Source organism: Pseudoalteromonas sp. BSi20429, assembly GCF_000238895.1.
In the GTDB taxonomy this organism is placed as follows: Bacteria; Pseudomonadota; Gammaproteobacteria; order Enterobacterales; family Alteromonadaceae; genus Pseudoalteromonas; species Pseudoalteromonas arctica.
On record NZ_BADV01000092.1, the window covers coordinates 1 to 15,924 of the forward strand.

General features: G+C 38.6%; 18 protein-coding genes and 1 pseudogene. 8 read left to right on the forward strand and 11 right to left on the reverse strand.

Annotation, left to right across the window (positions count from 1 at the left end; translation table 11 throughout):
• Both P20429_RS19895 and P20429_RS03025 read left to right on the forward strand, forming a co-directional pair.
• On the forward strand, positions 1-298 hold a 298-nt coding region (locus tag P20429_RS19895), incomplete at its 5' end, for a DUF600 family protein (RefSeq protein WP_033027111.1).
• Positions 299-517: 219 nt separating this feature from the next.
• On the forward strand, positions 518-862 hold the full coding sequence (locus P20429_RS03025) for a PEGA domain-containing protein (protein ID WP_007586203.1): 345 nt from the start codon (positions 518-520) through the stop codon (positions 860-862).
• 55 nt (positions 863-917) lie between these two features.
• On the opposite strand, the gene P20429_RS03020 is transcribed toward P20429_RS03025, so the two are convergent.
• Positions 918-1,310, reverse strand: coding sequence for a DUF1294 domain-containing protein (locus P20429_RS03020; protein WP_007586205.1), 393 nt, complete (start codon positions 1,308-1,310; stop codon positions 918-920).
• Between the two features lie 52 nt (positions 1,311-1,362).
• Between P20429_RS03020 and P20429_RS03015 the strand changes: the two genes are divergently transcribed.
• Positions 1,363-1,893, forward strand: a complete 531-nt coding sequence (locus P20429_RS03015) for a hypothetical protein (RefSeq protein WP_007586208.1) — start codon at positions 1,363-1,365, stop codon at positions 1,891-1,893.
• A 62-nt stretch (positions 1,894-1,955) separates the two neighbouring features.
• Here P20429_RS03015 and P20429_RS03010 read toward each other — a convergent pair whose 3' ends face one another.
• Positions 1,956-2,498, reverse strand: a complete 543-nt coding sequence (locus P20429_RS03010) for a carboxymuconolactone decarboxylase family protein (protein WP_007586212.1) — start codon at positions 2,496-2,498, stop codon at positions 1,956-1,958.
• Between the two features lie 112 nt (positions 2,499-2,610).
• Here P20429_RS03010 and P20429_RS03005 point away from each other — a divergent pair, with 112 nt between their 5' ends.
• The gene (locus tag P20429_RS03005; protein ID WP_024591536.1) at positions 2,611-3,198 is read left to right on the forward strand and encodes a TetR/AcrR family transcriptional regulator; all 588 of its coding nucleotides are present in this window, start codon (positions 2,611-2,613) and stop codon (positions 3,196-3,198) included.
• Between the two features lie 103 nt (positions 3,199-3,301).
• On the opposite strand, the gene P20429_RS03000 is transcribed toward P20429_RS03005, so the two are convergent.
• The 5 genes and pseudogenes from P20429_RS03000 to P20429_RS19900 all read right to left on the reverse strand — a co-directional run bounded on the left by P20429_RS03000 (position 3,302) and on the right by P20429_RS19900 (position 8,758).
• A complete protein-coding gene (locus P20429_RS03000) occupies positions 3,302-5,422 on the reverse strand; it encodes a methyl-accepting chemotaxis protein (RefSeq protein WP_007586214.1) in 2,121 nt (706 codons plus the stop codon).
• 107 nt (positions 5,423-5,529) lie between these two features.
• Positions 5,530-6,747: an organoarsenical effux MFS transporter ArsJ gene (gene arsJ / locus P20429_RS02995; RefSeq protein ID WP_007586215.1), complete on the reverse strand. Its 1,218-nt coding sequence runs from the start codon at positions 6,745-6,747 to the stop codon at positions 5,530-5,532.
• Positions 6,748-6,771: 24 nt separating this feature from the next.
• A complete protein-coding gene (locus tag P20429_RS02990) occupies positions 6,772-7,782 on the reverse strand; it encodes an ArsJ-associated glyceraldehyde-3-phosphate dehydrogenase (RefSeq protein WP_007586216.1) in 1,011 nt (336 codons plus the stop codon).
• Positions 7,783-7,814: 32 nt separating this feature from the next.
• Positions 7,815-8,171: a metalloregulator ArsR/SmtB family transcription factor gene (locus P20429_RS02985; protein WP_007586217.1), complete on the reverse strand. Its 357-nt coding sequence runs from the start codon at positions 8,169-8,171 to the stop codon at positions 7,815-7,817.
• Between the two features lie 157 nt (positions 8,172-8,328).
• A pseudogene (locus tag P20429_RS19900) lies at positions 8,329-8,758 on the reverse strand (organic hydroperoxide resistance protein).
• Positions 8,759-8,887: 129 nt separating this feature from the next.
• Here P20429_RS19900 and P20429_RS02980 point away from each other — a divergent pair.
• The 3 genes from P20429_RS02980 to astB all read left to right on the forward strand — a co-directional run bounded on the left by P20429_RS02980 (position 8,888) and on the right by astB (position 12,467).
• Positions 8,888-9,322 carry a MarR family winged helix-turn-helix transcriptional regulator gene (locus tag P20429_RS02980; protein ID WP_007586220.1) on the forward strand — a complete coding sequence of 145 codons (435 nt, stop codon included), beginning with the start codon at positions 8,888-8,890 and terminating at the stop codon, positions 9,320-9,322.
• A 45-nt stretch (positions 9,323-9,367) separates the two neighbouring features.
• On the forward strand, positions 9,368-10,483 hold the full coding sequence (locus tag P20429_RS02975) for an L-dopachrome tautomerase-related protein (RefSeq protein ID WP_007586222.1): 1,116 nt from the start codon (positions 9,368-9,370) through the stop codon (positions 10,481-10,483).
• A gap of 637 nt (positions 10,484-11,120) precedes the next feature.
• On the forward strand, positions 11,121-12,467 hold the full coding sequence (gene astB, locus P20429_RS02970) for an N-succinylarginine dihydrolase (RefSeq protein WP_004334492.1): 1,347 nt from the start codon (positions 11,121-11,123) through the stop codon (positions 12,465-12,467).
• Positions 12,468-12,560: 93 nt separating this feature from the next.
• On the opposite strand, the gene P20429_RS02965 is transcribed toward astB, so the two are convergent.
• Complete coding sequence (locus tag P20429_RS02965) at positions 12,561-13,415, reverse strand: mechanosensitive ion channel family protein (protein WP_007586226.1); 855 nt, start codon at positions 13,413-13,415, stop codon at positions 12,561-12,563.
• A 264-nt stretch (positions 13,416-13,679) separates the two neighbouring features.
• On the opposite strand from P20429_RS02965, the gene P20429_RS02960 reads away from it, so the two are divergent.
• Positions 13,680-14,360: an SDR family oxidoreductase gene (locus P20429_RS02960; protein ID WP_007586228.1), complete on the forward strand. Its 681-nt coding sequence runs from the start codon at positions 13,680-13,682 to the stop codon at positions 14,358-14,360.
• A 129-nt stretch (positions 14,361-14,489) separates the two neighbouring features.
• Here the strand turns inward: P20429_RS02960 and P20429_RS02955 are convergent, their stop codons facing one another.
• The 3 genes from P20429_RS02955 to P20429_RS19905 form a co-directional block, all read right to left on the reverse strand.
• On the reverse strand, positions 14,490-14,828 hold the full coding sequence (locus P20429_RS02955; protein ID WP_007586232.1) for a hypothetical protein: 339 nt from the start codon (positions 14,826-14,828) through the stop codon (positions 14,490-14,492).
• 163 nt (positions 14,829-14,991) lie between these two features.
• Positions 14,992-15,417 carry a hypothetical protein gene (locus P20429_RS02950; RefSeq protein ID WP_081473445.1) on the reverse strand — a complete coding sequence of 142 codons (426 nt, stop codon included), beginning with the start codon at positions 15,415-15,417 and terminating at the stop codon, positions 14,992-14,994.
• Positions 15,418-15,521: 104 nt separating this feature from the next.
• On the reverse strand, positions 15,522-15,821 hold the full coding sequence (locus tag P20429_RS19905; protein WP_139047195.1) for a hypothetical protein: 300 nt from the start codon (positions 15,819-15,821) through the stop codon (positions 15,522-15,524).
• Positions 15,822-15,924 lie beyond the last annotated feature (103 nt).

The window sequence follows — 15,924 nt, forward strand, 5'->3', positions numbered from 1 at the left end:
CGGTCAGTACCTTTATCTGCAAATAAAAAGGCCGTGGCTTGAAGCACAGCTTATTTTAGATTGCGATAATAATAATGTGATTGAGTGCAAGGCCCACTTTATAAAAACAGATGATGATACACAGCATGCAATTGCTGTATCTGAAAATATAACAGCGTTGTTTAAAACGTTATTTGACCACGCAATTAAAAATGAAGTGGAAGACTGGCAGCGCGCTATTTTTACTATCACTCGTCAAGGTCAGTTCAACTTAAACTTTGAACGCGATAATAGCGATGAAGCCACTTTATTACTTTAAATGAGCAGCATAAGCATAGCGTTAAATTTATTTAAAACTTTATAAATTAATAACAATAATTGAACCTGAGCTGGATACATATTAAACTGTACGCCAATTTGTTTTTTAAACAAACGAAAGTCAAGGAAGACGAGTTAGGTACCCCAACTTATTAATACTCCTCCATGATATTTCGTGACATTTAACATTTATTATTTAAAATAATTTTACGGAGTACCTATGAAAAAATTAAGCGCACTTTTGGGTTTACTGTTATTAAGCGGTTGTTCTACACCTCCTCCAGCCCAAGAAACTGAGCAAGTAGTTTTAGAACCTATTGCAGAGATTAACGAAGTAGCTGCACCAATTTCATTAACAGTTATTACTAACCCTGCTGATGCTCGCGTTCGTATTATGAATATCAACCCTGTTTACAAAGCTGGTATTGAGCTTAAAGAAGGTAAATACGATATTGAAGTAAGCAAAGCAGGATACCTTACTTACAGAAAATGGGTTTCAGTTGATAAAAAAACAATACTAACTGTTGAACTCGATACTATGGAAGCAAGCCAATCGGCTCAGTAAGCTTCTCAGTACGTTTTAGTTTATATGCCTTAGCCTGGTTAATTTAATAACTGGCCTAAGGCATATTAAATCCTTCATAAAGCCACAAATATCCTACTGCGAAATAACTACCAACATTAATTAAAATACATAACCACAACACAATAATAAAACGTCGCTTTTGCGATTTATGACGAAGTAATTGTTGAGCAAGTAATGCCCCCGGCCATCCTCCAAATAATGCAAGTAGTTGCAGTGTACGCTCTGGCGTGCGGTTTACTTTTGTATGTGAAGAACGCTTAGCTTGTCGCTTATCCCACGCGTACATTAAAAAAGTTATAGCACTTAATACACTTATATAACCAGGTACATATATTGGTATATAAACAGGTAAGTATTGCAGCGGGTAAGCTAACCAAATGGCAGCTAAATAAAGCAATGAGAATGTGATTAATATTTTCTTTATCAATTAATTATCACCTATACTGGGCTTATAAGAGCCTAACAACGAGAGCCAAATTATGACATATTTTAAATCGCTATTCTTCGCATTATGTTTATGCACATTTAGTAGCTTTGCTAATGAAAATGCCAGTAACCTTGATAAAGAGCTAGAAGTGTTTAAACCTTACTTAGGAACGTGGCAAGCAGACTTTAAAGTACCAGAAGGCGCTAAAAAAATACAAGATGTTGGCCGTTGGGAACGCGCTTTAAACGGTAAAGCTATTCGTACCATGCACTCGATTAACGAGGGTGAGTATGGCGGTGAGTCGATGATTTTTTATGATAGCAAAAGGAAGTCACTCGTATTTTATTATTTCACTACGGCAGGATTTTACACTAAAGGCACAATAACGGTATTAAGCCCTACTCAATTTGTAGCCTATGAGGAAGTAACAGGCAGTAAAGAGGGAGTGACTAAGGTAAAATCTACTAGTGATTTAAAAGACGATAAGTTTATTGTATCGACCTCTTACCTTAAAAAGGGTGAGTGGACTAAGCCCGAAAGCAGAAGTTATACACGCAGTACAAAAACGGTTAAATTTAAATAGCCGCGATTTATAAGCACAAAAAAGGCAGCCTAGGCTGCCTTTTGTCATTTATAAAATCGTATTTATTTTACGTATTTTTTAAATGCAGCGTCTACTGGTGTATCAGCAAGGTGATTAGTGTAGTTGCTCATTACTTTTTGAGACAAGCCTACAATAATTTCAAGTAGTTGTTGCTTACCGTAACCTGCTGCAAAGAATTTTTCGATTTGCTCATCGCTGATCACGCCACGTTCACGTGTCATTGCGAGTGTAGTTTCACGAAGAGTTTCTAGCTTAGGGTTTTCAAGTGGTGTTTTGTTTACAAGTGCATCAACAACACCTTGATCAACTTTCATTGCCGCTGCAATACCACTGTGAGCAGGAACACAGTAATGACATGCGTGCTCAACGTTAATTGATTGCCATACTACTGTTAGCTCTTCTGCATTGAATGATGTTTTTTGAAACAGCTCATGCAGTACTTGGTAACCTTTAAGTAATGTTGGTGCTTCAGCCATTACTGCATGTAAGTTAGGAAGCATACCAAATGCTGCTACTGAATCAGCTAGTAACGGTTTTGCTTCTTCTGGTGCGTTTTCTTGAGTGTATAAAGTAAATTCGGCCATGGTTAGCTCCTAATAATTAATAGTTTTAAGTAACTTCGAGACACATAGTATTTGATTTTGAGCGACTGTTCAAGTTAAAATTGAGCAAATGTTCAAATTGATTGAGAATGATATGGCTAATAAGGTTAAATTTGAACGCGATAATGTAGTTCGCGTTGCAAGCCAGCTATTTTGGCAAAAAGGTTTTCATGCAACCTCAACGCGTGACTTACAAGAAGCCGTTAATATGCGCCCGGGTAGTATTTACTCTGCGTTTGGCTCTAAAGAAGGGCTATACTGCGAATCGCTGAAAGATTACACAGTACAAATGAAAACCCAAATAGAGGGGTTTCTATCAAGTGCAGATACAGTACTTGGTGGGTTACGTGCATTTGTTGAAAACGTGGTAATTAAAACAAAAGATTGCAGCCCAAGTGCTATTTGTATGCTGGTTAAAGCAAACAGCGAGTTTGCAGAAAAAGACTCAAACCTATACGAGTTAAGCTTAGATTTAACAGCTCAATTTGAAGCTTATTTAACGCAGTTGTTTACACAAGCAATAAACAAAGGTGAGTTAAGTAATACGTTAACCGCTGTTGAATATGCGCGCTTTTTTCAGGTGCAATTTACAGGTTTACGCGGTTATTTTAATCGTCCTAATGTAGATCAATTTGCTGAGCCAATGATCAACCAAATGTTTATGTTGATTAAAAAGTTATAAATAGCAGTTATCGAGCATTCTCAACAAGTTATACTTATTTTACTAAATAAAAATGGCCAGTATTAACTGGCCATTTTTTTGTGCTTAAAACTTAATTTATAAGTTACGTTTTAAGCTTATTTAGCTCATTATCTTGCTGGGCAACAAGTGCATTAAGCGCTTCGCTGCTATCCCCTGCTTGTGTAGATAAGTCAGCAAGCTGCGATGCGGCATCAGATATAAGCGTTAAATTACGGTTTATTTCTTCAGTCACTAAGCTTTGCTCTTCAGCAGCGGTGGCAATATGTGTAATTTGATTGGTTATTTCATCAACTTTAACGACAACACTGTGCAGAGCATCAAAAGCTACTGATGTTTCATCAACGGCATTTTGTGCACGTACTACGCCTTTTTCAATAACGGTAGATGCATTACCTACTTCAGATAATAAACTATCAATTAACTGGCTTATGTCATCTGTTGATGAACGCGTTTTAGAAGCAAGTGCACGTACTTCATCAGCAACAACGGCAAAGCCTCGCCCATGCTCACCAGCGCGCGCAGCTTCAATGGCTGCGTTAAGTGCAAGTAAGTTTGTTTGTTCTGAAATAGTACGAATTACATCTAATATTTGCGTAATGTCTTTACTACGCGAAGCGACTTTTTCAACTGCTTGGTTAGCTTCTTTAATTTCTTCAGACATCGTTTTAACTTGTGTCATCGCTGACGATAAGCTCGACTCACTACTTACTACCAAGCTATTTATTTCATCGGCTTGTTGGGCTGATTGCTCTGATGCTCTGGCGACTTCGAGTGCTGTTGCGCTCATTTCGTTCATAGCCGTTACCACACTTTCAATTTCTTGAAATTGAGATTGAACATTATGCTTAGTATCAATAGCGATGTGTTGTGCTATTTCGCCTTGCTGTTTAGTTTGCTCAGACACCGCTTTTAGTTCAGAAATTAAATCACGTAGTTTTGCTAAAAATCGATTGAACCCACCAGCTAATGCAATAAGTTCTGCGTGGCTATCAACATGCAATGTATGCGTTAAATCACCCTCAGAACTTGCGAGGTTATCAACCCGCTGTTGAATTTGTTGTAGCGGCGCTATTACACCTGCAATTACTAATTTCATAATAACAAAAGCAACCACAGCAATTATTAAGCCTGTAATTAAAATAATAAATCCGAGTGATGCTGCTGTTTCTTGCATATTTTTTTCTAGCGCTTCAGGCCCTGCAAGTGCTAGGTCTGTAGGTACTTCTATGATTAATGACCACTGAGTGTTTGCTAGTTTTATATCAATTGGATAATTTACTAAATATTCACTATTTGTTTTAAAAATACCGCTTTGCCCTTTAGACTTTTCAATATCATTAAATATAGTAGAACTAACAGCCTCTTTAATTGGGCGCCCTAATTTAGATTTATAATGACTGCTGCCTACAACTAAACCTAAATCACTTAATAAGGTTACTTTAGCTTGACCATTGTAAAGCTGGTTAGAAAGCTGCTCAGTCATTACTTGAAAGGTTGGTAGAGTTAAATCAACGCCTGCTAAACCAATAAACTGGCCTGACTTTAAAATAGGCACGGTTAACGAAGTTAGCATTACCGAATCGCCCGATGGGATTTCGTATAAATACGGTTCCATAATACAAGGCTTAAGTGTGTCTTTTGCGCACAAATACCACTGCGCTTCGCGAATACCAAACTCATTTAGCGTTGTTATGTATTTATCGGCGGCATTCGCTACTTTTTGTTGTTCAATTACGCCTTTTTGATCGCGAGTTATATATACCTCTAACGTACCAGCACTATCTACTGAATGCTTATACCCTTGTTGATATTGAGAATCTTGCCCATCAAAAGCGTTTGGTTCAAATTGAGAATAAATAGATGATAAGAGAGTGTTTTGTTCTAAAACCGCTTTATTTATACTGACAACTGTATCTCGGTCTAAAGTGTTTTGTTTTGCTGCATCGCCGAGTAGTGCCGCTAATGAATAAGGAACACGGTAAGCTTCATTAATAAAGCCAGCAATTTTTTCTCCGTATCCAGCCGCATGAGCATTAAGCTTTTCTTCTACTTCTACAATAATGTACTCTTCGGATTTGGTCGCTAACTGCTTATTACTTGATGATAACTGCCACCACAAAATGCCTGATAGCACTAGTACAGTTATAAATATACTACCGACACTTAGCCAGAGTAACTTTTTTGCTAACGATATTTCTCGCATTCATCACACCCTTTAAATTAAAACTACTGATACAGTTTAGTAGATCTAATCAATGAAGCTATGAATATCGTTAAACAAATTGAATTTAATACAATACGTTGAGTTTTTTAAAGTTTAGCCAAACGTGCCGTTGTAATTGAAGCTGCAATTAATAAACATACACTTACCCATAAACACGCACTAAGCCCATATACTTGAAAAACCCAGCCAGAAAGCACCGTACCAAGCAAACGCCCTATCGCATTGGCCATATAATAAAAGCCAACGTCGAGCGACACCCCATCGTTTTTAGCAAAACTTACTATTAAGTAACTATGCAGCGATGAATTTACAGCAAATACACCACCAAAAATAAGTAAGCCGATTACAAGCGTAAAATGTACCGCTACATCAAATTGGATCAACAACGCTAAAATGCCAGTTACGCCACTTAATAGAGCAACCCACCAATACGCTTTTTTGACTGAATGTGAGTTTGAATCACTTTGCCCTGTTATACGCGGTGCTTGCGACTGCACCAATCCATAAGCAATTACCCACAAAGCCATAAAGCCGCTTACCCACCAGTGATCCCAATTAAACTGAGCGGCTAAGTAAACCGGCAATGCAACCACAAACCATACATCGCGCGCCGCAAACAAGCATAAACGCGCTGCACTAAGTAAGTTGATTGCCCGCGATTTAGAAAATAATTCTTTAAACTTAGGTTTGTTTTTAGCTTTACCAATATCGCCTTTTAAAAAAATTAAACTAATAACCCACGCAACACTAAGTAAAGCAATTAGGCTAATTAATGCCCCCACAAAACCAAATACGGTAAGTAGCAAGCCACCTAAAAAAAAGCCCACTCCTTTTAATGCATTTTTAGAGCCTGTAAGTATGGCAATCCATTTATATAATTGGCTTTGCCCTGCATCGTCTTGTGGTACTAAATACTTAATGGCGCTTTTTGCGCTCATTTTATTTAAGTCTTTAGCTATGCCACTCAGTGCTTGCGCTGCCATAACATAGGCAACGGTTAGCCAATCTCCAGGCACGCAAAGCATGGCCAAAGCTACAAGCTGTAGCCCAAGCCCTACATTCATGGTTTTGTTTAACCCTAAATATGCCCCAAGCCATCCACCTACTAAATTGGTGATTACGCCAAAAATTTCATAAAACAAAAACAACATGGCTATTGCAAATGCACCATAACCCAACTGATGAAAATACAGCACCACCAGCATCCTTAGTGCGCCATCAGTAAGGGTAAATGCCCAGTAATTACCGGTAATTATTAAATATTGTTTTATAGAGCTTGGTAAATTAGCTAACTGCGCAAGCATAGCGTTAAACCTTTTTAAACGAGATTAAGCCAAATCACTTTGTGCAACTTTAAGCATTAGCTCAGCGGTACGGTTTGCATAACCCCACTCATTGTCATACCAAGCGTATAATTTAAGCTGAGTGTTGTTAATTACCATAGTTGAAAGCGCATCTATGGTGCAACTACGTGGATCTGTTTTGTAATCTATAGATACAAGCGGTCTTTCTTCGTAGCCTAAAATGTCTTTTAGCTCGTTATTTGCAGCGTTTTTAAACCAAGTGTTTACTTCATCTTGTGTAACACCTCGCTCTAGCTCAAACACGCAATCAGTAATTGATGCATTTGTAAGTGGTACACGCACAGCATGGCCGTTTAATTTACCTTTAAGCTCAGGAAAAATATGCGTAATAGCCGTTGCACTACCGGTTGTAGTAGGAATTAAACTAGTACCGCACGAACGCGCACGGCGTAAATCTTTATGAGGTGCATCTATAATAGTTTGGGTATTAGTAATGTCGTGAATAGTGGTCATTGAGCCGTGTTTAATGCCCACTTTTTCTTGGAGTACTTTTACTATTGGCGCTAAACAGTTAGTTGTGCAAGAAGCCGCAGTAACAATTTTATGCTCACTTGGGTTATATAGGTCATCGTTTACACCCATTACTATATTTAAAATACCGTCTTCTTTCACAGGAGCCGTTACTACAACGCGCTTAACACCTTGCGCTAAATATTGATTTAACAGCTCAGTGGTTTTCATTTTACCGCTGGCCTCTATTACGACATCGCAATCTGACCAATTAGTTTCATTTATGGTTTTGTTGTTGGTAACTGCAATCGTGTGTTTACCCACACTAAAGTTATTATCATCACTAGTAACCTGCTGCGCTAAGCGTCCGTGTACTGAGTCAAACTCAATTAAATGTGCGTGTGTTTTAGCATCGCCCGCTACATCATTTACTTTAATAAACTCTATTTCTGGCCAATCAACTGCTGCACGCAGTGTTAAACGTCCCATACGGCCAAAACCGTTAATGCCGACTTTAATAGTCATAATTAAATACCTTTAATAAGTTAATTTATTAGTTAGTTACAACAGCTAGCTGCACGTTCAGGGCGATTACCCATAGCGTTTAAGCGCGTTAAATCGTTTTGATAAAATGAAGGGTTAGCAGTAAGCGTTTGCGTTAATACATTTTTAGCCCACTCTGGCAGTGCTTTGTTAATACTGTAGTACACCCATTGATTTTGTTTACGGTCGCTCAATAATCCGCATTGTCTTAACTGTGCTAAATGGCGAGATACCTTAGGTTGGCTTAATTTAAGTGCAGCAACAAGCTCGCATACACACAGCTCTTCTTCGTGGCTAATTAGCAGCATTGCTTTTAAACGTGTATCGTCCGCTAGGCATTTATAAAATTGAAGTGGGTTGAATTGTTCCATACTGTCCTCACTGTGCTTATGCATACACAATAAAACAAAATAACAACATATGGAATAGTGAATATACGTTTTATCGTATATTTATGCCTTAAACGCAAAAAAGCACACAACGACTAATTGTCGTTGTGTGCTTTTATAACTTTTCTTTATTTAGTTATTAAATAACTGAAAGCTCTACTTCAATATTGCCACGTGTTGCGTTTGAATAAGGACATACTTGGTGTGCTTTATCTACAAGCGTTTGCGCTGCAGCTTTATCCATATCACCTAGTGATACAGCAAGTTTTACCGCAATACCAAAACCGCCTTCAATAGCACCAATAGACACTTGTGAGTCAATATGCGTGTCGCTTGGTAAATCTATTTTTTTCGCTACCAGCTACAAATTTAAGTGCACCAATAAAACATGCTGCATAACCTGCGGCAAATAATTGCTCTGGGTTAGTGCCTTGACCGTCGTCTCCGCCTAAACCTTTAGGTGTTGATAAATTTACATCTAAACGACCATCATCAGATTTAGCTACGCCTTCACGGCCGCCAGTTGCAGTTGCTTTTGCAGTGTAAGCTACGTTTTGTAATACATTCATAATGAACTCCAAAGTTTTAAAATATCAATCAATTTAGTTTGTATGCAAAATAATAGAACAAGTAATTAGAGATTGCAAATACTTTGCATGCAAATTAAAATAACATGTATTGAAATGAAGGATAACGTTATGCCGTTTGAGCAATTAAAGTTAAAAAATCAGCTATGCCATCGGTTATATATGGCATCTAACAGCATTGCGCGTGCGTATCGCGAGCCTTTAAACGAACTAAATTTAACTTACCCGCAATACGTAGTAATGATGGCACTGTGGGAAGAAGACAAAGTAACTATTGCAGATCTTATTGATAAAACCGCGATAGATGGCGGTGCTATGACCCAAATACTCAAAAAAATGAGCGACAAATCATTACTGGCTGTTATTAAAGATGAGCACGACAAACGCAAACGCCTAGTGCAGCTAACCCAGCATGGCCAATCACTTAAGTTAAAAGCAGCCGATATTCCTAAAAATATTTTATGTAAATTTGATAGTGTAGATGCAACACAAGCGAAACAGTTGATGCAGCTGCTCGATTTAGTAGTAAACGACTTAGCCGATTAGGCTCTTAATTTTTAAACAATAAACGTGTTTTAAAAGGTTTTTAAAATGACTCATATTAAAAAATTACTATTAGCTGCGGCGTGTAGCACGGCACTTTTAGGTAGCAACGCCGTATCTGCTAATACTGCTAATACTGCTAATCAAAATGCTGATTTAAAAACAGTAGCCACTTTTGATGCGCAGCACCCACCGGGCAACATTGCTATTACCCCATCGGGCAGAAAGTTTTTATCTGTGCATGGCTTTTTTGGCCAAAAGCAAAAAATTATGGAGCTTTTAAGCGATGGTACAACTAAGCCCTACCCTAATGAAGAGTGGGCATACGCGTACAATAACGGTAAAGGTTTTTACGACGTACTTGGCATAAATGTATCAAGCGATGGCGTTTTATGGATGCTCGACACTTCAGGCCCAGATCATGCTGGACGCTTAGTAGGTTGGGATACAAACAAAGAGCAACTGCACAAAATTATTTATCTGGCTAAACCGACCATTACCGACACCTCGTTTTTAAACGATTTAGTCATCGATAATAAACATGGCGTTGTATACATTGCCGACACAGCACAAGGCAGCCAAGCCGCTATTATTACGGTTAACCTTAAAACAGGTGTCGCACGCAGGGTATTACAAAATAGCCATTACACCACAGCCGAAAATATCGATATGGTTATTGATGGGCGCACAATGAGCCTTGGCGGACAACCTGCCCGCTTAGGTGTTAACCCTATTACGCTTGATCCTAACGAAGACTGGCTTTACTTTGGCTCTATGTCGGGCACATCGGTTTACCGCATTGCCACCAGCGATATAAATAACGAGAGCCTTTCGGCTAAAGCACTTGAAGACAAAGTTTCGCGTTACGGCACTAAGCCAATTTCAGACGGTATTATTGTTGATGGCGGCGGTAACGTATATGTAACCGACATAACCAATGGCGCAATTGGCGTAGTTAAACCCACTGGCGACTACGAAGTATTATTTAAGGACGAACGCTTAAGCTGGCCTGATGGTTTTAGTTACGGAGCCGATCATAAAATATACTTTACCGTTGACGATTTACATAATTCTCCAGTGCTTAATAATGGCAAAAATCAAAGCCACGGTAAGTTTAAAGTAATGTCGTTCGAGCCTTTAGTAAAAGGAAAAGTAGGCCGTTAATTTACTTTTTAAGTGAGTACATTTTTAAAAAAGCCTTGCACATTTAAGTGACCTAATAGTTGCAGGGCTTTTTGTTAAAAATACACCACGTTGGTGCATCTTTTAGTAATACTTCACCTCTTTGGTGCTAATCCTTAAGTATGTATTTACACTTAAATACTAAACACCTGATTTCTATTCATAAAATATTCAAGTTAATGTTGGCATACTTCTTCCTATAAACTGATGTGTTCAGTGAAAATACCAAGGAAAAACCATGTTCAATTTATACCATACCCTTTACCTTTTATGGCGTTTAGACATTAGCGTTTGGCAAGTTAATGATCCAACAAATACCCGCACTACCGCTGATAAAGAACGCGCCTATGTTAAGTAGCATCGTATTGTGTAAAGGCTTGGCATAAAGCTTAAATGTATAAACCTACTTTAGGCTAAGCTTTTGCACACTATGAAATTTATGTGTACATTTTAATTAAACTTCAAATTAATCATTCAATATAAAAACAACTCCCTTGTAATAAACTCCATATTTAAAAACCTCGAAAAAATTAGTAAAAACACTGCGTTTATAACTTTGCAAGCAGCCCTATTGCGTTGTATTGTTGCACCCTATTGAAAATTTTTAGTTGGAACGTGTATGCACGCTTTGGAAGTTAATTTTGATGGCTTAGTTGGCCCTACTCACAACTACGCTGGTTTATCGTATGGTAATGTTGCCTCGTTAAATAACGCAGCAAGCTTTTCAAATCCTCAAGAGGCAGTGCTTCAAGGCCTTGAAAAAATGAAAGCCATGCACGACAAAGGCCTAACTCAAGGTGTATTTGCCCCTCATGCGCGCCCCGACTTAAACGTACTGCGCCGCTTAGGCTTTACCGGTAACGATGCACAAGTAATTCATAAAGCATTTAAAGCAGATCCTATTTTATTACGCGCGTGTTATTCAGCGTCAGCAATGTGGACAGCCAATGCCGCTACGGTATCGCCATCTCCTGATACAACCGACGGCAAAGTACATTTTACTTCAGCTAATTTAAATAATAAGTTTCATCGTTCATTAGAGCCTGCAACCACTACACGCTTATTAAAAGCGATGTTTAATAACGACAAATACTTTGCGCACCATACCCATTTGCCAGACCAAGGCTTTTTTGGCGACGAAGGTGCAGCAAACCATACTCGTTTTTGTGACAGCCACGGCGAGCAAGGCCTTGAAATGTTTGTATTTGGTGCCAGCGCGTTTAACAGCCAATTACCAAAACCAGCTAAATTTCCTGCAAGGCAAACACTCGAAGCCTCAGAAGCAATTTGTCGCTTGCATAACTTAAAAGATTCAAGCCAAATTTTACTACAGCAAAATCCAGACGTAATAGACCAAGGTGTGTTTCATAACGATGTAATTGCAGTAGGTAACGCAAACGTATTACTGTGCCACCAGCAGGCATTTTTAAACCAAGCTTTGGCACTGCAAGATATTCGCGAAGCGTATGTGGGCAATAAAGAATTTTACATTATTGAAGTACCTACCGATAAAGTAAGCATTACCGACGCTGTAAGTAGTTACTTATTTAATAGCCAGTTAGTGAGCCTTGAAGATGGTTCAATGCTGTTAGTGGCACCACAAGAATGTAAACGCAACAGCGCGGTTAACGCCTACATTGAAGAAATGATCATGGCTGATAACCCAGTAAACCAAGTGCAGTTTTTTGATTTACGCCAAAGTATGCAAAATGGCGGCGGCCCTGCTTGCTTGCGTTTACGTGTAGCCCTTAACGAGCAAGAACTTGCTGCAGTAAACCCAGAGGTTATTTTAACTGATACTAAATACACACAACTGTGTGACTGGGCAAAACGTAACTACCGCGACAAATTAGGCGCAAGTGACTTTGCAGACTCAGCCCTATTAACTGAAAGCTACCAAGCACTTGATGAGCTAACGCAGCTACTAAATTTAGGCTCAGTGTACGACTTTCAATTAGAAGGTTAATACCTCAGTTAACACAAAGGCTAATACTACGGCTAATACAAAAATAGCGAGCCAAGGCTCGCTATTTTTATTTGTGTTTATGTTAATACATATTTAAGCATCTTTGTTAACAGTTATTGCCGACGCCATAGACTCAGATATATGCAGCGTACGCTGCGGAAACGGAATACTCAGCCCAGCACCTTCAATGGCTTCTTTAACGCGTTTGTTTAAATCCCACACGGTTTGCCAATAATCACCATTAACAGCCCACGCACGTAATTGAATGTTCACTGCGCTTTCGCCTATTGATGTCACCATTACTTTAGGTGCAGGCTCTGCGAGTAATCGGCTCTCTGATGCAGCTAATTCTTTAAGTACATTTAAGCCAACGTCAATAGAGTCGGCATACGAAATACCCACCACTATGTCCATTCGTCTTTTGCCATTACGGGTAAAGTTTTTAATATTGCCACCCCACACTTTGCCGTTAGGCGATGCTATATAAAGACCGTCGGTGGTTTTAAAAATAGTGGTAAATAGGTTTATTTCACTCACAGTACCAAGCGTGCCACTGGCATCAACAAAATCGCCTATTTTAAAAGGTCTGAGTATTAGCAGCATAATACCCGCAGCAATATTGCTCAGCGTATTTTTAAGGGCTAAACCAATCGCTAAACCAGCAGCACCCATAAGCGCAATTAAGCTTGCCGTATTAACGCCAAAAATATCTAAAATAAATAGCCCACCAATTATATAAACTAAATAACCAGCAATACTCGATAAAAGAGGAAGCAGCGTACTATCCACTCTTTTTAATGGCGATTTAGAGTTTTTAATCGCTTTTTTAACCGAGCGTGCAATTAAGGCACTCGCAACTAAAATCACCAACGCTAAAATCACCTTGTAACCTAAAGTGATGATTGTTTCTGAATGGCTTTGCCAAAACGCTAAGAGTTTATCTTTCATGTTTGTTCCGATAAATGTGGCTGAAACTCAGCAAAATAATGGTTAAATCTAATAAAAACCGACTTCAAAAGAAGTGGCGCGAGTATATAGAATAAAAAATTTAAACCTACCTTTTTTAATCACTTATTCCAATTTTAATAACGGCCTAAAAACCATGGTTATTAGAATATAAAACACCGCCATTTATAGCGACTATTCAATGTAGGTTAATCGTTTATTGGTATGGTGATTTTAAGTTTTTAACGTTCATTAAAGAGGTCATCTATGGAAAAAGAAAAAATAGTACTCATAACCGGCGCTTCAAGTGGCATTGGCGAAGCAACCGCAAAAACCCTTGTTAACAACGGCCATAAAGTAATACTCACCGCGAGACGCGAAGATAAGTTAACTGAGTTAGTTGAGTCGCTAGGCTCAAATAACGCACTGAGCGTAGCTGCAGATGCAACCGACTTTACCGCGCTTGAAAACGTAGTTACCAAAGGCATTGAAAAGTTTGGCCGATTAGATGTAGCCTTTGCTAACGCGGGTATGGGTGTTTCAACCGCTGGCACCGAAAAAGGTGATCCCGATGAGTGGTCAACTATGATCGACATAAATATTAAAGCCCTACTGTGGACTGCAAAATTAACACTGCCGCATTTACGCCAAAACAAAGGTCACTTTATATTAACCAGCTCTGCCGCTGGCCGTAAGCCAATTGGAGGCTCTATTTACGGTGCAACTAAATGGTTTGCTTATGGCTTTGGACAAAACTTAGCTGAGGAAATGAGCCAGTGGAACGGCCGCTGCACAACCATAGCACCAGGTATGGTAAACACCCCGTTTTTTGATGACGCTAAACCCGATAAACTCGACCCACAAGATGTAGCCGACGCGGTATTGTTTGCTATTGAAGCAAACCAGCGCAACAGCGTACGCGAGATTTATTTAATGCCAACTAATTAACGTTGGCTGGGGAGTTTGACTGTCAGGTTTAATGCTAATGGTGTTAAACCTGATGGTTATTAGTACTTAGTTTGGGTTAGGTGTTAGTAGGTAAGAATGAATTAAAGGTATTACGCATTTAAAGTCTTATTAATTGCCAATGCTGCCCTTAAACCATATGTAAGCAAAATATAAGACAACGGCAATATATCCAAAAGAAATAATTAGGTTTACTTTCCAAAGGTTTAGCCAAAAATTGCCTCTGAAATAAGTGCGTTCTCTTACTTCATGGTTGAACAATGCTACTGAAGAGGGCACTAATATTAACGCAGACCAACCAAGTATAGGTAACACCATAAACATAATGCCTATGCCTGTACCTCCTGCTGAAGCGTCGGATGCTTCACCATCAATTGGGGCTAGCATCACGTAGCCTAAAATAAACCCAACAATCGCAAGTATAAAACCTAAAAGCTGAAATGTTCTCATTATTATCCTTGGCAACTAACGAGACTGTAAAATAACTCCAACAGCCAAATTCAATTAAAAAATGATCTCCTTTAATTAACCCTAAGCGTTTTTAAAGCATTACAAGATTTAGATTGGGTGTCACTGTAATTCACGCTGGAGCAAAACTAACTGTTTTTTGTCCTTATTGGATCGTCTTGTTATATGGCGTTTTAATTGCATACGTTTCATACTTTACAACAAACTCTTTAGCTTGCGCTAGAGTTTCTGGATAAGGCACACTCTCGTAGCTGTTTTTAATTAGTCGAATTTTTTGGAATACAAAACCATGCTCAATTAAAAACTCTACTTTTTTCCATTGTGCCGTATCTGATTTTTTAGGTGGTTTAAAATGACGGCCTAAATTTACAGCTACACCTTTACAAACAGGACACTCAATTACTTTGGGGTAATGACATGGTTCAAGATTGAATTGGCGCATGTTTGAGGTTTTACATTCACAACAAGCAAAAGACATAGAATACTCTGGCCCCTGATATTTGACCTGTGGTTTAGGAAAATCTCTATAACCAGCTTTTCTACGAAGCTCCATCCTCGCTTGTTTATCCATACTTGATTACGCCTTATAACGCCTCATTCAGAGGCTTAAAATTGTTGGCTAAAATGTTGAGGAACGAAAACAGCCAACTGTTTTAAGTCCTTTGCAATGACTTGTTATGTTGCAATTAGCTGAAGTAGATCTTGAGCGCCATATATTGTTATAAATGACACAAAAAACAAACCAATCAACCTCAAACCTTTGTGAGCATCAGCAGGGACAGCGACCGTAGCAGTAATCCCAAACTTTTCGCCCAAATACCACAAAACCACTTTATTTAAACCCCAAAATATTAAAAAGAGATTAATGCAAACCAATTTTTCATACCACATCTCAAGGTAATAAAAAGTAAAGAAGAGAACTAAGGATATTATAGATAATATAAATAGTGCCTTTTTAATAATCTGAAGTGACAAACCTTCTCCCTGCAACATAACAATTTAGTCTACGACATTTGTCGTTTTACAAACCGACAAATGTCTTTATATTACAATGATTTTATCCTAGCTATAAAATAAA